Below are 14,703 nucleotides of genomic sequence, written 5' to 3'. Positions count from 1 at the left end.
CGAGGCCCGCACGTGACCGGCTCCACCGAACGTCTGGAAGAGGCGCTGCGGGCGTCCCTCAAGGAGGCCAAGCGGCTGCGGCGGCAGAACCAGCAGTTGGCCGCCGCCGCGGCCGAGCCGCTCGCGGTGGTCGGCGTCGGCTGCCGCTACCCGGGCGGGGTCGACGGCGCCGACGCGCTGTGGGAGCTGGTGGACGGCGGCGTCGACGCGGTCGGCGAGTTCCCGGCCGACCGCGGCTGGGACGTCGAGGGCCTCTACCACCCCGAGCCCGGGCAGCCGGGCCGGACGTACGCGAAGTCCGGCGGGTTCGTGGCGGACGCGGCGCACTTCGACGCCGGGTTCTTCGGCATCTCCCCCCGGGAGGCGCTGGCGATGGACCCGCAGCAGCGGCTGTTCCTGCAGTGCTCCTGGGAGGCGCTGGAGGACGCGGGCATCGACCCGGTCGGCCTGCGCGGCAGCGCCACCGGCGTGTTCGCGGGGTGCAGCTTCTCCGACTACGGGGTGCGCGGCGCCGACGCGGGCGACGCGGGGGGCCACCTGCTGACCAGCACCGAGCTGAGCGTGGTCTCCGGCCGGGTCTCCTACGCGCTGGGCCTGGAGGGCCCGTCGCTGACGGTGGACACCGCCTGCTCGTCCTCGCTGGTGGGCCTGCACCTGGCCGGGCAGGCGCTGCGCCGCGGCGAGTGCGCGCTGGCCCTGGTCGGCGGGGTGACGGTGATGGCGACGCCGGAGGCGTTCGTCGAGTTCTCCCGGCAGCGCGGCCTGGCCGCGGACGGGCGCTGCAAGTCGTACGCGGCGTCGGCCGACGGCGTGGGCTGGGCCGAGGGCGCCGGGGTGCTGGTGGTGGAGCGGCTGTCGGACGCGGTCCGCCACGGGCGCCGGATCCTGGGCCTGGTGCGCGGCACCGCGGTGAACTCCGACGGCGCCTCCAGCGGCTTCACCGCGCCCAACGGGCCGTCCCAGCAGCGGGTGATCCGGGCGGCGCTGGCCGACGCCGGGCTGTCCGCGGCGGACGTCGACGCGGTGGACGGCCACGGCACCGGCACCCGGCTCGGCGACCCGATCGAGGCGCAGGCGCTGCTGGCCACGTACGGGCAGGAGCGGCCGGAGGACGGACGGCCGCTGTGGCTCGGGTCGGTGAAGTCGAACATGGGGCACGCCCAGGCCGCGGCCGGGGTCGCGGGCGTGGTCAAGATGCTGATGGCGATGCGGCACGGGGTGCTGCCGCGCAGCCTGCACAGCGGCGAGCCGTCCCCGCAGGTGGACTGGGCGGCGGGCCGGGTCGAGCTGCTGCGGGAGCCGGTGCCGTGGCCGGCCGGGGAGCGGGTGCGCCGGGCGGGCGTGTCCTCGTTCGGGATCAGCGGGACGAACGCGCACGTGGTGCTGGAGGAGTTCCGGGCCGAGGAACCCGCGCGGGAGGTCCTCGCCCCGGCCGGGCCGCTGCTGTGGCCGGTGTCGGCGCACAGCGCCGAGGCGCTGCCGGTGCAGGCCGCCCGGCTGCGCGCGGCGCTGCTGCGGCCCGGTGCGGCGGCCGAGCCGGTGGACGTCGGGTTCTCGCTGGCCACCGGTCGGGCCGCGCTGGAGCACCGCGCGGTGGTGCTGGGCGCGGACCGCGGCGAACTGCTGGACGGCTTGGCGGCGCTCGCCGGGGGGCGCCCGTCCCCGGCGGTGCCGGTCGGCGTGGTGCGGCCCGGTGCGGCGACCGCGTTCCTGTTCACCGGGCAGGGCGCGCAGCGGGCCGGGATGGGCGCGGGGGCGGCGGCCTTCCCGGCGTTCGCGGCCGCCTTCGACGAGGTGTGCGCCGTCCTGGACCGGCACCTGGAGCGGCCGCTGCGCGCGGTGGTCGCGGCGGGCGGCGCGGAGCTGGACGCGACGGGCCTGACCCAGCCCGCGCTGTTCGCCGTCGAGGTGGCGCTGTTCCGCCTCGCCGAGTCCTGGGGGCTGCGCCCGGACTTCGTCGCCGGGCACTCGATCGGCGAGCTGGCCGCGGCGCACGCGGCCGGCGTCTGGTCGCTGGAGGACGCCTGCGCCCTGGTCGCGGCCCGCGGCCGCCTGATGCAGGCGCTGCCCGCCGGCGGCGCCATGGTCGCCGTCGCGGCGACCGAGGACGAGGTCCGGGCGGCGCTGGTGCCGGGGGCCGACGTCGCTGCGGTCAACGGGCCGCGCGCGGTGGTGGTCTCGGGCGAGGCCGAGGCGGTGGCGAAGGTCGCCGCGGGCTTCGGGCGGACCAAGGAGCTGACCGTCTCGCACGCCTTCCACTCGGCGCTGATGGAGCCGGCGCTCGACGGGTTCCGGCGGGTCGCCCGCGGCCTGGAGTACCGGCTCGCCCGGATCCCGGTGGTGTCGACCCTGACCGGCGCCCTGGTCGGACCCGGCGAGCTCCAGGACCCGGAGTACTGGGTGCGGCACGCGCGCGAGGCGGTGCGCTTCGCCGACGCCGTCGCCGCGCTGCGCGAGCAGGGCGTGACCCGCTTCGTGGAGCTCGGCCCGGACGCCGTGCTGACCGCCCTGGTCGGCCAGTGCCTGGACGCCGACCCGGCGGCCGCCGAGGTGCTGGCCGTGCCGCTGCTGCGCCGGGGCCGCCCCGAGGAGGCCACCGTCGCCGCGGCCCTCGGCGCCCTGCACGCCCACGGCGCGCCGATCGACTGGGCCGCCTACTACGCGGGCAGCGGCGCCCGCCGGGCCGAGCTGCCCACGTACGGGTTCGAGCGGCGCGCCTACTGGCTGGGCCGCCCCGCGCAGGACGCCGGGGCGGCGGCCGGGGCCGGGCAGGGCGCGGCCGCCCACCCGCTGCTGGGCGCGGTGGTGGAGCTGCCCGGCACCGGCGGGGTCGTGCTGACCGGCCGGATCTCCGCGACCTCCCGGCCCTGGCTGGCCGACCACGCCGTGCACGGCACCGTCCTGCTGCCCGGCACCGGGTTCGTCGAGCTGGCCGTCCGGGCCGGCGACGAGGTCGGCTGCCCGCTGCTGGAGGAACTCACCCTGGAGGCGCCGCTGCCGCTGGACGCCCCCGACGGCACCGACCTGCGGGTCACCGTCGACGGCCCGGACGCGGCCGGGCGCCGCGCCGTCGCCGTGCACTCCCGCCCGGCGGCGGACGCGGACGCGCCCTGGACCAGGCACGCGGTCGGCACCCTCGCCGCGGCCCCGGCCGACCCGGCGGCCGCTCCCCCGCCCGCCTGGCCCCCGGCCGGGGCCACCGCCCTGGACGTCTCCGGCGCCTACCCGTCCCTGGCCGCCCAGGGCTACGCCTACGGCCCGGCCTTCCGCGGCCTCACCGCCGCCTGGAGCGACGGCGACGACCTGTACGCCGAGGTCGCCCTGCCCGACCCGGCCCGGGCGGAGGCCGACGCCTACGGCCTGCACCCGGCCCTGCTGGACGCCGTCCTGCACGCCGTCGGGTACGCCGGTCCGCGGACCGAGGGGGGCATGGTCCCGTTCTCCTGGACGGGGGTGCGGCTGCACGCGGCGGGCGCCGCCGCCCTGCGGGTGCGGGTCTCCTTCCGCGGCCCCGACGCCGCCGCCCTCACCGCCACCGACCCGGACGGCCGGGCCGTGCTGAGCGTCGCGGAGCTCGCCTTCCGCGCCCTGCCCGCCCCCGCCGACCGGGCCGCCGGCGCCGACCGGCTGTTCCGCCTCGACTGGGTGCCGTTGCCCGCCCCGGCGGGCGGAGGGGCCGCCGCCTGCGCCGTGCCGGGCCCCGACCGGCTCGGGCTCGGCCCGGCGCTGGCGGCGGCCGGGCACACCGTGTCGACCGGGCCCGGTGCGCAGGAGCCGCTGGTCCTCGTCCCGTGCTGGGCACCGCCGCAGGAGCAGGACGCGGCCGCCGCCCGGACCGCCGCGGAGCGGGTGCTCGCCCTGGTCCAGGGCTGGGCCGCCGAGCCGGTCCCGGCCGGGCACCGGATCGCCGTGGTGACCCGGGGCGCGGTCGCCGCCGCCCCAGGGGAGGGCGTCACCGACCTGGTGCACGCCCCGCTGTGGGGCCTGCTGCGCACCGTCCAGCAGGAGTACCCGGGCCGCTTCGTCCTGCTCGACCTGGAGGACGGCCCCGCGGACGCCCCGCCCGCCCTGCCGCCCGGCCTGCTCGACGCGCTGCGCGGCGACGAGCCGAACCTCGCGGTGCGCGGCGGCGCGCTGCTGGTGCCGCGGCTGGTGCGGGCCCGGCCCGAACCGGCGCCGCGGCCCGGCCTGGACCCGTCCGGCACCGTCCTGGTCACCGGCGGCACCGGCGCGCTCGGGGCCGCACTGGCCCGGCACCTGGTCACCGGCCACGGCGTCCGGCACCTGCTGCTGACCGGGCGCCGCGGCCCGGACGCCCCCGGTGCGGCCGAACTGACCGCCGAACTCGCCGAGTTGGGCGCCGAGGCGACGGTCGTCAGCTGCGACGCGGCCGACCGGGAGGCGCTGCGGCGGCTGCTCGACGCCGTCCCCGCCGACCGGCCGCTGACCGGCGTGGTGCACGCCGCGGGCGTGGTCGACGACGGCGTGGTCGGCTCGCTGACCCCGGAGCGGCTGGCGGCCGTGCTGCGCCCGAAGGTCGACGCGGCGTGGAACCTGCACGAGCTGACCCGCGGCCTCGACCTGGCGGCGTTCGTGCTGTTCTCCTCCGTCAGCGGCACCCTCGGCGCCGCCGGGCAGGGCAGTTACGCCGCCGCCAACGCCTTCCTGGACGCGCTGGCCACCCACCGGTCCGCCGGTGGCCGGACCGCGCACAGCCTGGCCTGGGGCCTGTGGGCCGACGCGGCGGCGGGCGGCGGCATGGGCGCCGCGCTGCGCGAGGCCGACCGGGCCCGGCTGGCCCGGGGCGGCGTGCTGGAGCTGGCCGTCGACGAGGGCCTGGCCCTGTTCGACGCGGCGGTCCGCGGCGCCGAACCGGTCCTGCTGCCGGTCCGGCTCGACCTCCCGGCGTTCGCCGCCGACGCGGTCCGCACCGGCGAGGTGCCGCCGCTGCTGCGCGCCCTGGTCCGCGGGCCGGTGCGCCCGCGGGCGGCGGCCGGGGCCGCGGCGGGCGGCGACGGCGCGGACGGGCCGGCCGCGGCGGGCGGCGCGTGGGCGCGGATCGGCGCCCTGGTCGGCTCCGAACGGCAGGACGCCCTGGTCGAGTTGGTGCGGGAGGCCACCGCGGCGGTGCTCGGGCACGACCGCCCCGGGGCCGTCGACCCGGAGAAGGGCTTCCTGGAGCTCGGCCTCGACTCGCTGACCGCGCTCGAACTGCGCAACCGGCTGGAGGGCGTCACCGGCAACCGGCTGCCCGCCACCGTGGTCTTCGACTACCCGGCGGTCTCCGCCCTGGCGGCCCGGCTCGGCGAGGACCTGCCCCGGGCGGGCTCCGCGCTGGCCGACCACCTGGCGGCCGTCCGGGCCCTGCTGGAGTCCGGGGCGCTCACCGACCCGGAGCGCGCGGAGGCCACCGCCGCCCTGCGCGCCCTGGCCGCCGCGGCGACCGGCCCGGACGCGGGCGCCCCGGCCGACCCGGCGCCCGCCGAGGACCTGGACGCGGTCACCGCCGAGGAGCTGTTCGGCATCCTCGACGAGGAGCTGGAGTCCTCCTGAGCGCGGGGCGCACGCACCGCGCCCCCGGCCGGACGGCCGGGGGCGCGGTGACAGGGGACGGTGCGGGAGTCAGACGGTGAGCGAGGCCGGCAGGTCGCTGCGGCCCCGGATGCCGAGCTTCTTGTAGATCCGGGTGAGGTGCTGCTCGACGGTGCTGACGGTGATGAACAGGGCGTTGCTGATCTGCCGGTTGGTCCAGCCGAGCACCGCCAGCCGGGCCACCCGCAGTTCGGCCTCGCTCAGCGCCGCCGAGTCGACCTGCTCGCTCTCCGGCTCGGCCGTGACGTCCGAGATCAGCGCCGTGGCCTGGAGCCTGCGGCGGGTGTCGTCGAGGTCGACGTCGGACGCCGCGGCGGGCTGCGGCTGCTGCGGGACGGACAGGCCGAGCAGTTTCAGCGCCCGCGCCAGTTCGAGCCGGTCCCCGCCCGCGGTGAGGCACTCCACGGCCTGGCTGGCGGGTTCCTGGTGCTCGTCCCCCGCCCCGGCCCGGGCCAGCACGAGCAGCGCGGCGCCGCGCGAGCAGGCGTCCGACTCGGCGGAGAGTTCGAGCTGCTGCCGGGCTAGCCGCAGGGCCAGCGCGGTGTCGCCCATCTTCAGGTAGGCCTCGGCCAGGTCGCTGCGCCACGGCACCAGCACCGGCAGGTCGAGGTCCCGGCGGATCATCATCCGGCGGCAGTCGTGGATGTCGGTGATCGCGGCCAGCGGCCGTTCCGCGGCCAGGTGGTAGCGGGCCCGGGCCCGCAGGTAGCGCAGGCCGCAGACGGTGTTGAAGACCGAGTCCGGGACGGGGTGGCGCAGCGCCTCCTCGACCTTGTCGAAGTCCCCGGTCGCGGTGTGCGCGGTGAGCAGCGTGGTCAGCGGGTAGCCGACCGGCACCCCCCAGCTCTGCATCCGCAGCGAGGACTCGGCCAGCGCGACGGCGGTGGGGACGTCCCCGCGCCGCAGGCTGATCCCGGACCAGACGCCGTCGATCATCGCCTGCCAGGTGACCGCGCCGTGGGCGACCGCCCGGCTGCTCAGCACGGCGCACCACTGCTCGGCGAGTTCGGCCTTGCCTCCGTGGTCGAGGGCGGTGATCGCGGTGAGCAGCGCCTCGAAGGTGAGGTCGGAGAGCCGGCAGTTGCGCAGGATCTGCTTGGCGCTGGCGTTGGCCGGCCCGCCGTGCGACCAGATCCCGGACAGGGTGCGGGCGGTGCCGATCCACGGGTCGAGGTCGGCGAGGTCGGTGTCGTCGCCGCGCTGCCCGCGGGGCGGCCCGAAGTACCACTGGTGGGCGAGCATCAGCACGGCCTCGGTCTGCGGGTCGAGCGCCTCGGGGCCGCTGCGCAGGCTCTCCAGGGCCTCCTCGAACCCGGCCTCGTCGCCGTTCCACAGCGCCATCCGGGCCAGCATCGCCTGTTCGATCCGGCCCGCGTCGGAGGGGACGGCCGACGCGGAGCCCGAACCGGTGCCGGTGACGCCGTAGGAGGCGGACGGGACGGCGGCGGACGGGGCGGTGCTGCCGCGAGCGCCCGCGACGGCGGCCCGGGCGGCCCGCTCCGCGCTCTCCTCCGCGGCGGCCTGGCGCAGTGCCGACAGGTAGGACTGGGTGATCAGCGGGTTGATCCGGAAGGTGCCGCTGGCGAGCCGACTGAGCACCTCGCGGCGCTGCTCGTGCCCGGCGGCCAGGTCGAGGGCGAGTTTGAGGCAGCGGTGCGAGAAGTCGAGCTCGTCGCCGAGCATCGCGTGGTCGGCCGCCGCGCACAGCACCGGGAACGCCCAGTCGCCGGGCGCGTCCGCCGAGGCGACCAGGTGCCGGGCGATCTCGCCGACCGGTGCCGCCCGCCGGTACTTCAGCTCGGCGGCCCGCACGTGCAGGTCGGAGAGCACCTCCGCGGAGAGGCAGCCGAGGGCGGCGGCCGCGGCCGCGGGGTGGCGGAAGGCGCCGTCGGCGAGCAGCCCGGCGCCGGTCAGGGTGTCGAGGACCTCGGCCGCGGAGTCGGCCTCCAGCCCGGCGAGTTCGGCGACGGCGTCCGGGGAGCCGTACCGGTCGAGCACCGCCAGGGTTCCGGCGACCATCGGCAGCAGCGGGTCGCGCCGGTCGAGGAGGAGGGAGACGGCGTGCGCGTAGCCCGCGCCCGGGAGGGCGTCGGGGTCGTCCCCGTCGAGGTCGGTGCAGTCGTCGACGAGCGCCTCGACCAGCAGCGGGTTGCCGCCGCTGAGTTCGCGGATCCGGGCGGGCAGGTCGACCCGGCGGCGGCCGGAGCCGGTCCCGACGGCGTACACCACGGCCTCGGTCGGGCTGCCGTCCAGGCCGCCGTCGCGGCTGTCCCCGGCGCGGGTGCCCTGGGTGGGGATGAGGTCGGCGGGACCGCGGTCGCCGGGGCCGTCCGGGGCGGCGGTGTGCACGGGCTTGAGCACGGGGGCCGCCGGGGCCGGGGCGCCGCCGAGGGCGGTGTGCACCCAGGTGCGGATGGAGGACTCGGCCAGCGGGGCGAGCCGGATGTGGTGCTGCGGGTGGAGGCCGGTGCCGACCCACTGGGTGCGGGGGCCGCCGGTGGGCCGGTCGGGTCCGGTGAGGACCATCAGCAGCCTGGACGACTTGATGCGCCGCTGGAGCTGCATCAGGATCTGCAGCGAGAGCCGGTCGGCGAAGTTCAGGTCGTCGACGAGGACGACCGTGTGCTGCTCCTCGGCCAGCTCCAGCAGGACCTGGCGCACGCCGCGGACCACCGAGGCGTGGTCGATCGCGCTGTGCAGGCCCTGCCAGTCCTCCAGCCGTCGGCCGGCCGGGCCGTGCAGCGCGGCCACCTGCTGCGCCGCCTCCGCCGACCGCCTGGAGGAGGCGAGTAACTGCTCGATCACGCCGAAGGTGTACTGCTCGTCGGCGGCCCCCGTGGCGTGGAGCGTCAGCGCGCCCGACTGGGCCGCCGCGTGGCCGAATTCGTGCAATAACTGGGTCTTGCCGCTGGCGATGCCGCCGCTGACCAGAACGACCTGTCCGGGCCCGGCGGCGGTGCCGGGCAGGAGGTCCTTGAGGAATTCCAGGGCCTGCTCGGGTTCGAAGGACCACGCGGCCCGTCCGTTCGCGGGGCCTGGGACAAGGCGCAGGCCGCGCTCTCGCAGGAGTCTGGAATACTCGCCCGTATTGATCGAAAGCATGATCCTACTCATTGGGTTCAGAGAATGTCTGCCAATGGATGGGTGGGAAACCCGGTGCCGTCCGGCGCCCCCGCGCCGGTTCCCCAGGAGCGTTCCGCCGCTCGCTCCGACCCGTGGCCGGCCCTGCGGGCCCGGCGTCGACGCGGTCCCCTGTGGTCGAGGGTCCCGGTGCCGACGCGGCCCGGGTAATCGGTGGCCCGGTCCCGCCGGGCGCGGCACCGGGGTCGGGCCCGCCCCGGTCCGCGCGGGGCCCGGGAGTCGACCGTCCGCCGACCGGCTCCCCCAAGCCTCGGCAAAGTCCCCGCGGGAGCCGCCCCTGATCGGCCGGTCGGTGCCGCGCCCACCGGCCGCACCCGGTGCTGGATGGCCTCTTCCCGTCACGCTCTCCCCCGAGATACCCGCGCTTGCGTCTGCATCCGCACGTGCACTTGCACTGCCGCGCCGCATCGGCAGCTTATCCGCCCCGTACGGGCGAAGTGGTGCAGAACGCCCGATCGACCGACGAAGCGGCCCTCGAAGTCCAGCACCCGACTGCATCGAAGCCGCGTCGACGACGTGTCGGCGGCGTATCGAAGGTGTGTCGGAGCTGTGCCCGGGGCCGCGCCCGGCGGGCCCGCGCAGGGGGACGCCGACCCAGTCGGGCCGACGGGAACGGTGGGTTCAGTCCGTCCCGCCGGCCGACCGGGCCGGCGACGGTAGTGGGGAGGGGTCCGCGCACCGGCGCGGGCGCGCCGCCCGCGGGGGGTTCGGCCGAGGGGCCGCGCCGGAGGTCCTCGCCGCCGCTCCGATGCACCGTTCAGACACTGCAAGTCCCCCGTTGCAGCTAGGAGTTCAGGATGAGTGGTGCTCGGTGACGCCGAGGGTGCCGTTCCGCGTTCTCACTTCGGTGGGGCGACTGCGGGCAGAACAGGTGCGAGGTGCAGGTGCAGGGTTCCGCCACCGGCCGGTCGGGCCGCCGCGCGCCGAGGGCCGCACTGGATCCCGATTCCCCCACCACGCGCTCCGGCGACGGAGCAGTGCCGCAGGCAGGCCCAACGTACCACCCAAGGTCATCTCCCTTCCATGCCCGTGTCGACAAAGTGCGGGCCGGAAATGGACATTCGGAGAGCCGCGGCCGACTGCCCGGAAAGGACGCACACGCACCCCGACGATCCCCCCTCCCGGCCGCCCCCGCGCCACCCGGCGGAATTGATCAACGGGATTCCCGTTGCGGTTTCCCCCTGCCTCTTCGACTCCCTTCCCGCCCCTCCCGGTTCCCTCCGCGGAAACGGGAGGGTCCCGGGCCGACGGCCCGGGACCGCTCAGCCCGCCGCGCGGTCGGCGAGCAGGGCCCGCACCCGCGGGACGACCTCCTCCCCGACCCGGTACGCCTCCTCCAGGTGCGGGTAGCCGGAGAGGACGAACTCCCCGACGCCCAGCGCCCGGTACTCGGCGAGCCGGGCCGCGACCTCGTCGTGCGAGCCGACCAGGGCGGTGCCCGCGCCCTCCCGGACCAGGCCGATGCCCGCCCACAGGTTCGGGGCCACCAGCAGCTCGCGGGCCGCGGCGGTGCCGCCGCCGTGCAGGGCCGTCATCCGGGCCTGACCGGTGGAGTCCATGGCCGCGAACCGGGCCTGGCTGGCCCGGACGGCCGCCGGGTCGATGCCCGCCAGGATCCGGTCCGCCTCGGCCCAGGCCTGTTCGGCGGTGTCCCGGCTGATCACGTGCAGCCGCAGCCCGTAGCGCAGGGTGCGGCCCTGCCCGGCGGCGATCGCGCGCAGCCGCTCGATCCGCTCGCCGATCGCCGCGGGCGGTTCGCCCCACAGCAGTTGGACGTCGGCGCGGCGGGCGGCGACCTGCTCGGCGGCGGGCGAGGCGCCGCCGAAGTACAGCGGGACGGGGTGCTCGACCGCCGGGTCGACCAGCTGGGCGTCCGTCAGGTGCAGGTGCGCGCCGCGGTGGTCGACCCGCCTGCCCTCCAGCAGGTCGCGCAGCACGGCCATCACCTCGTCGGTGCGGGCGTAGCGCTCGTCGTGCGCCAAGTGGTCGCCGTAGGCCCGCTGTTCGGCCGGGTCGCCGCCGGTGACCACGTTCAGCCGCAGCCGTCCCCCGGCGAACCTCCGGAAGGCGTCGGCCTGCTGGGCGAGCAGGGTCGGGCTGGCGAACCCGGCCCGGAAGGCGACCAGGAAACCGATCCGGTCGGTGTGCTGGGTCAGCGCGGAGGCGAGGATCCACGGGTCCGCGCAGCCGAGGCCGACCGGCGCGAGCAGCGCGCCGAACCCGGCCTGCTCGGCGGCCCGGGCCACCTGCGCCAGGTAGCCGACGTCGGCGGGCCTGCGGGTCGCGGCGCCGGTGCGGCCCTGCACGGCGGTGACGCCGCCCGGGTCGCGGCCGTCACCGCCGGTGGGCAGGAACCAGTGGAACGCGGGGGCGCGGTCGGACACGGGGGTGCGGTCGGACACGGGGGCTCCTCTTCTCCGGGCGGGGGCGGCCGGGGCGGGACATAGGGACGGGGCCCCCGCGCGGGCGGTCGTACGGCGGGTGCGGCCGGTGCGGGGCGGGCCCGGCGGCACGGACGTACCGACGGCACCGCCTGCGGACGTACCGGCGGGCGGACGCGGTGCCCGGTGCCCGTACGGGCGGGGGGGGAGGGGGCGGCGGCGCTCAGGCGCGGCGACAGGCCGCGGAGCACACCCTGAGCAGGTCGATGTGACCCCGGGTGGTGAGCAGGACGCGCTGCGGCATGCGCCGGAAGCTACCACGTCCCGGCCGGTCGGGGCCGGGGGCGGTCCGCATCGTGGGCACGGCGTCCACCGGGCGTCGGGTTCACCGCTCCGGTCACCGTCACGCACATTTCGGCGCAGGTCCGGTGACGTACGGTCAGATCTTCGGCGAACTGCGCCCGACCGAGCCGGACATTTCGTCCAACCACTTGACCGCGTCCGGGACATCGCTATCGTCTCCCTCAAGTATCCGGTCTAGACCTATGGCCGTCTCCCGACCTGTCGCACCGGTCGTACGGAGGAGTACCGCTCGTGTCCGCCCCACCGCGCCACGGCGGCCTCCGACGTGCCCGGACGGCCCGGGCGGACCTGAACCCCCACATCAGGAAGGCACCCCACATGCAGACCAAGAGGAAGGTGACCGCCGCCGTCGGCGCGCTGGTCGCCCCGCTGCTCGGCCTGACCATGACCGCGGGCACCGCCAGTGCCCACGGCTGGGTCACCAACCCGGCGAGCCGCCAGGACCAGTGCGCCAACAACGTGGTCAGCTGCGGCCAGATCAAGTACGAGCCGCAGAGCGTCGAGGGCCCCAAGGGCCTGACCAGCTGCTCCGGCGGCCACGCCGAGTACGCCGAGCTCGACAACGACAACCTGGGCTGGAAGGTCACCAACGTGTCCTCCGTCCAGACCTTCACCTGGCACTTCACCGCCCGGCACTCCACCTCGAACTGGCAGTACTACATCGGCAACCAGCTGATCGCCACGTTCCCGGGCAACAACGCCCAGCCGCCGGCCGACCTGAGCCAGACCGTGAACTTCGGCAGCTTCACCGGCCGCCAGAAGGTCCTCGCGGTGTGGAACGTGTCGGACACCGCGAACGCGTTCTACTCCTGCATCGACGTCAACATCGGCGGCACCGGCGGGACCACGGGCGGGACCACCGGCGGCACCACGGGTGGCACGACCGGCGGGACGACCGGTGGCACCACCGGTGGCACCACCGGCGGGACCACGGGCGGCACCGGCGGCACCGGCACCTGCACCGCCGCCGCCTGGAACTCGACCGCGGCCTACAGCGGCGGTGCCACCGTCTCCTACGGCGGCCACAACTGGCGCGCCAAGTGGTGGACCCAGGGCGAGCAGCCCGGCACCACCGGCCAGTGGGGCGTCTGGGACGACCTCGGCGCCTGCTGACGCACCCTGAACCACCCGCGAGCCGACCGACCGACCGACGGCCCCCTGTGGGGGAGGGCCGCCCGGCCCGGCCGACCGACCCGCACCCGGCCCCCGACCACCGCCCCGGCCCCAACCCGGCGACGGTGGCCGGGGGCCTCCGCGTCCCCCGCCCGCCCTCCGCGGCGGAGCACGGCGACGCCCCGCCCCGACATCCCGGCGGAACCGCCCGGCACGGTCCCCGCCACCCGCGGGGACGGGGCCGCCTCCTCACGCCCCGCGCGGCAGCGCGTCCAGGAACGTCCGGGCCGGGCCGTCCAGCGCCGGGGTGAACAGCGCCTCGCGGCGGTGCACCAGCCGGGGCGCACGCACCGGGAGCGCCGTCGTGCCCTCCGCCGTCCCCGCGCCACCGCCACCGCCACCGCTCGCGCTCGCGCTCGCGGCCAGGGAGCGCGGCAGGACTGCGAGGCCGTGGCCCGCCGCGCACAGGGCGAGCAGCGCGGCCGCGTCCTGGCCCTCGTACCCGGCGGCGGCCGGGAAGGCGCCGCCGGTCAGCGCCCGCAGGTCGGCCAGCGGGGCGGCGATGCCGGAGGCGTCCAGCCAGCCCGCGTCGGCGAGCCGGACGAGGTCGACGGCGGTCCGGCGGCGCAGCGGGTGCCCGGCCGGGAGCAGCACCGCGCACGGCTCCTCCCCCGCCCCGGCCTGCCGGACCGACCCGAGGTCGCCCAGCGCCAGCGGCCCGCCGGGGGCGGCGTACCCGTCGGTGACACCGACCGCGCACCGCCCGGCCGCGACCTCGACGGCCACCGCCCGCCGCGCCAGCACCCGCACCCTGACCCGTACCCGCGGCTCCGCCTCCCGCACCCGGGCGAGGGCCCGCGCGACCGCGGCGTCCATGCCCAACGGGGAGACCGCGAGCAGCAGTTCGGGCCGCTCGGGCCGGGAGAGCCGCCGGACGTCGGCCCGCGCGGCGTCCATCCGCTCCAGCAGCAGCCGGGCGTGCTCGATCATCCGCTCCCCGGCCGCGGTCGGTCCGACCGGCCGCCGGTGCAGCAGCGGGGCGCCCAACTCGCCCTCCAGCGCGGCGATCTGCTGCGAGACCGCGGACTGGGTGTAGCCGAGTTCGAGCGCGGCCGCGGAGAAGGAGCCGAGCCGGGCCACCGTGACGAGCGTCTTGAGCAGGTGCGAGTCCACGTCCACCAGTGTGCGGGCCGCCCCGGGCGGGCCGATCAGGGGCGCTGATGGGGTAGCAGGAACCCGTGTTGGACCGGGCGGGCGGGATGCGGTCAGGATGGCCGGCCATGGAGACCGGAGACTGCACGCACACCGCCCGCATCGCCCTGGTGGGCGACCGTTCGCCGCACGTGCCGGCCCACCGGCAGGGGCCGCGGATGCTGGCCGCGCTGGCGGCGGAGGGCGGGCCGGACGTCGAGCCGTACTGGATCGGGACGCAGGAGGTGGACGCCGAGGAGCTGGCCGGGTTCGACGGGGTGTGGCTGGTGCCGGGGAGCCCGTACCGGAGCGAGGCGGGGGCGGTGGCGGCGGCCCGGACGGCCCGGGAGCGGGGGCTGCCGTTCCTGGGGACGTGCGGCGGGTTCCAGCACGCGGTGCTGGAGTTCGCCCGGCACGGGTGCGGGATCACCGGCGCGGCCCACGCCGAACAGCAGCCGGACGCCGGGGAGTTGGTGATCGTGCCGCTGTCCTGTTCGCTGTACCGGCAGGAGGGCGGGATCCGGCTGGTGCCGGGTTCGGCCGCGGCCCGGCTGCTGGGCGCGGAGCGGGCCACCGCCCGCTACAACTGCGGCTACACCCTGGCCCCCGGCTACCTGGAGGTGCTGCGGGCGCACGGGATGCGGTTCACCGGGCACGACCTGGACGGGGAGGTCCGGGTCGCCGAGCTGCCGTCCCACCCGTTCTGGCTGGCGACGCTGTTCCAGCCGGAGCTGTCCCCGGAGCACGAGGGCCCGCACCCGTTCGTCCGGGCCTTCGCCCGGGCCGCGGTGCAGGCCGCCGCCCGCCGGGCCGGAGCCGCCCGCGAGCTGCGGTCTTCCCGGGGCCGCGCCGGGCGAACCGGGACCAAAGCCACGTGATCCGGGCCTCCCGACCGTGGTCGCCGCACCCCCGGCCGGAGCAG

5 protein-coding genes and 1 pseudogene are annotated in these 14,703 nt (G+C 77.4%); 3 read left to right on the top strand and 3 right to left on the bottom strand.

Annotated elements, in window-relative coordinates:
• Positions 1–42 precede the first annotated feature (42 nt).
• Positions 43–5,553, top strand: a pseudogene (locus QSK52_RS21820) (type I polyketide synthase); the annotation flags it as partial.
• A gap of 69 nt (positions 5,554–5,622) precedes the next feature.
• Here QSK52_RS21820 and QSK52_RS21815 read toward each other — a convergent pair.
• Both QSK52_RS21815 and QSK52_RS21810 read right to left on the bottom strand, forming a co-directional pair.
• The gene (locus QSK52_RS21815) at positions 5,623–8,694 is read right to left on the bottom strand and encodes a helix-turn-helix transcriptional regulator (RefSeq protein ID WP_285737809.1); all 3,072 of its coding nucleotides are present in this window, start codon (positions 8,692–8,694) and stop codon (positions 5,623–5,625) included.
• Between the two features lie 1,301 nt (positions 8,695–9,995).
• Positions 9,996–11,135, bottom strand: a complete 1,140-nt coding sequence (locus QSK52_RS21810) for an LLM class flavin-dependent oxidoreductase (RefSeq protein ID WP_435053315.1) — start codon at positions 11,133–11,135, stop codon at positions 9,996–9,998.
• Positions 11,136–11,795: 660 nt separating this feature from the next.
• On the opposite strand from QSK52_RS21810, the gene QSK52_RS21805 reads away from it, so the two are divergent.
• Entirely contained in the window at positions 11,796–12,590 is a 795-nt protein-coding gene (locus QSK52_RS21805; RefSeq protein WP_285737808.1) for a lytic polysaccharide monooxygenase, read from the top strand.
• Between the two features lie 249 nt (positions 12,591–12,839).
• Here the strand turns inward: QSK52_RS21805 and QSK52_RS21800 are convergent, their stop codons facing one another.
• A complete protein-coding gene (locus QSK52_RS21800) occupies positions 12,840–13,763 on the bottom strand; it encodes a LysR family transcriptional regulator (RefSeq protein ID WP_285737807.1) in 924 nt (307 codons plus the stop codon).
• Between the two features lie 107 nt (positions 13,764–13,870).
• Between QSK52_RS21800 and QSK52_RS21795 the strand changes: the two genes are divergently transcribed.
• The gene (locus tag QSK52_RS21795) at positions 13,871–14,659 is read left to right on the top strand and encodes a CTP synthase C-terminal region-related (seleno)protein (protein WP_285737806.1); all 789 of its coding nucleotides are present in this window, start codon (positions 13,871–13,873) and stop codon (positions 14,657–14,659) included.
• The last annotated feature ends 44 nt before the right edge of the window (positions 14,660–14,703 follow it).

It is taken from the genome of Kitasatospora phosalacinea (assembly GCF_030268885.1).
GTDB classification, from domain to species: Bacteria; Actinomycetota; Actinomycetes; order Streptomycetales; family Streptomycetaceae; genus Kitasatospora; species Kitasatospora phosalacinea_C.
Note: the sequence above shows the minus strand (reverse complement) of the source record. Positions and strands in the feature narration are given on the sequence as shown.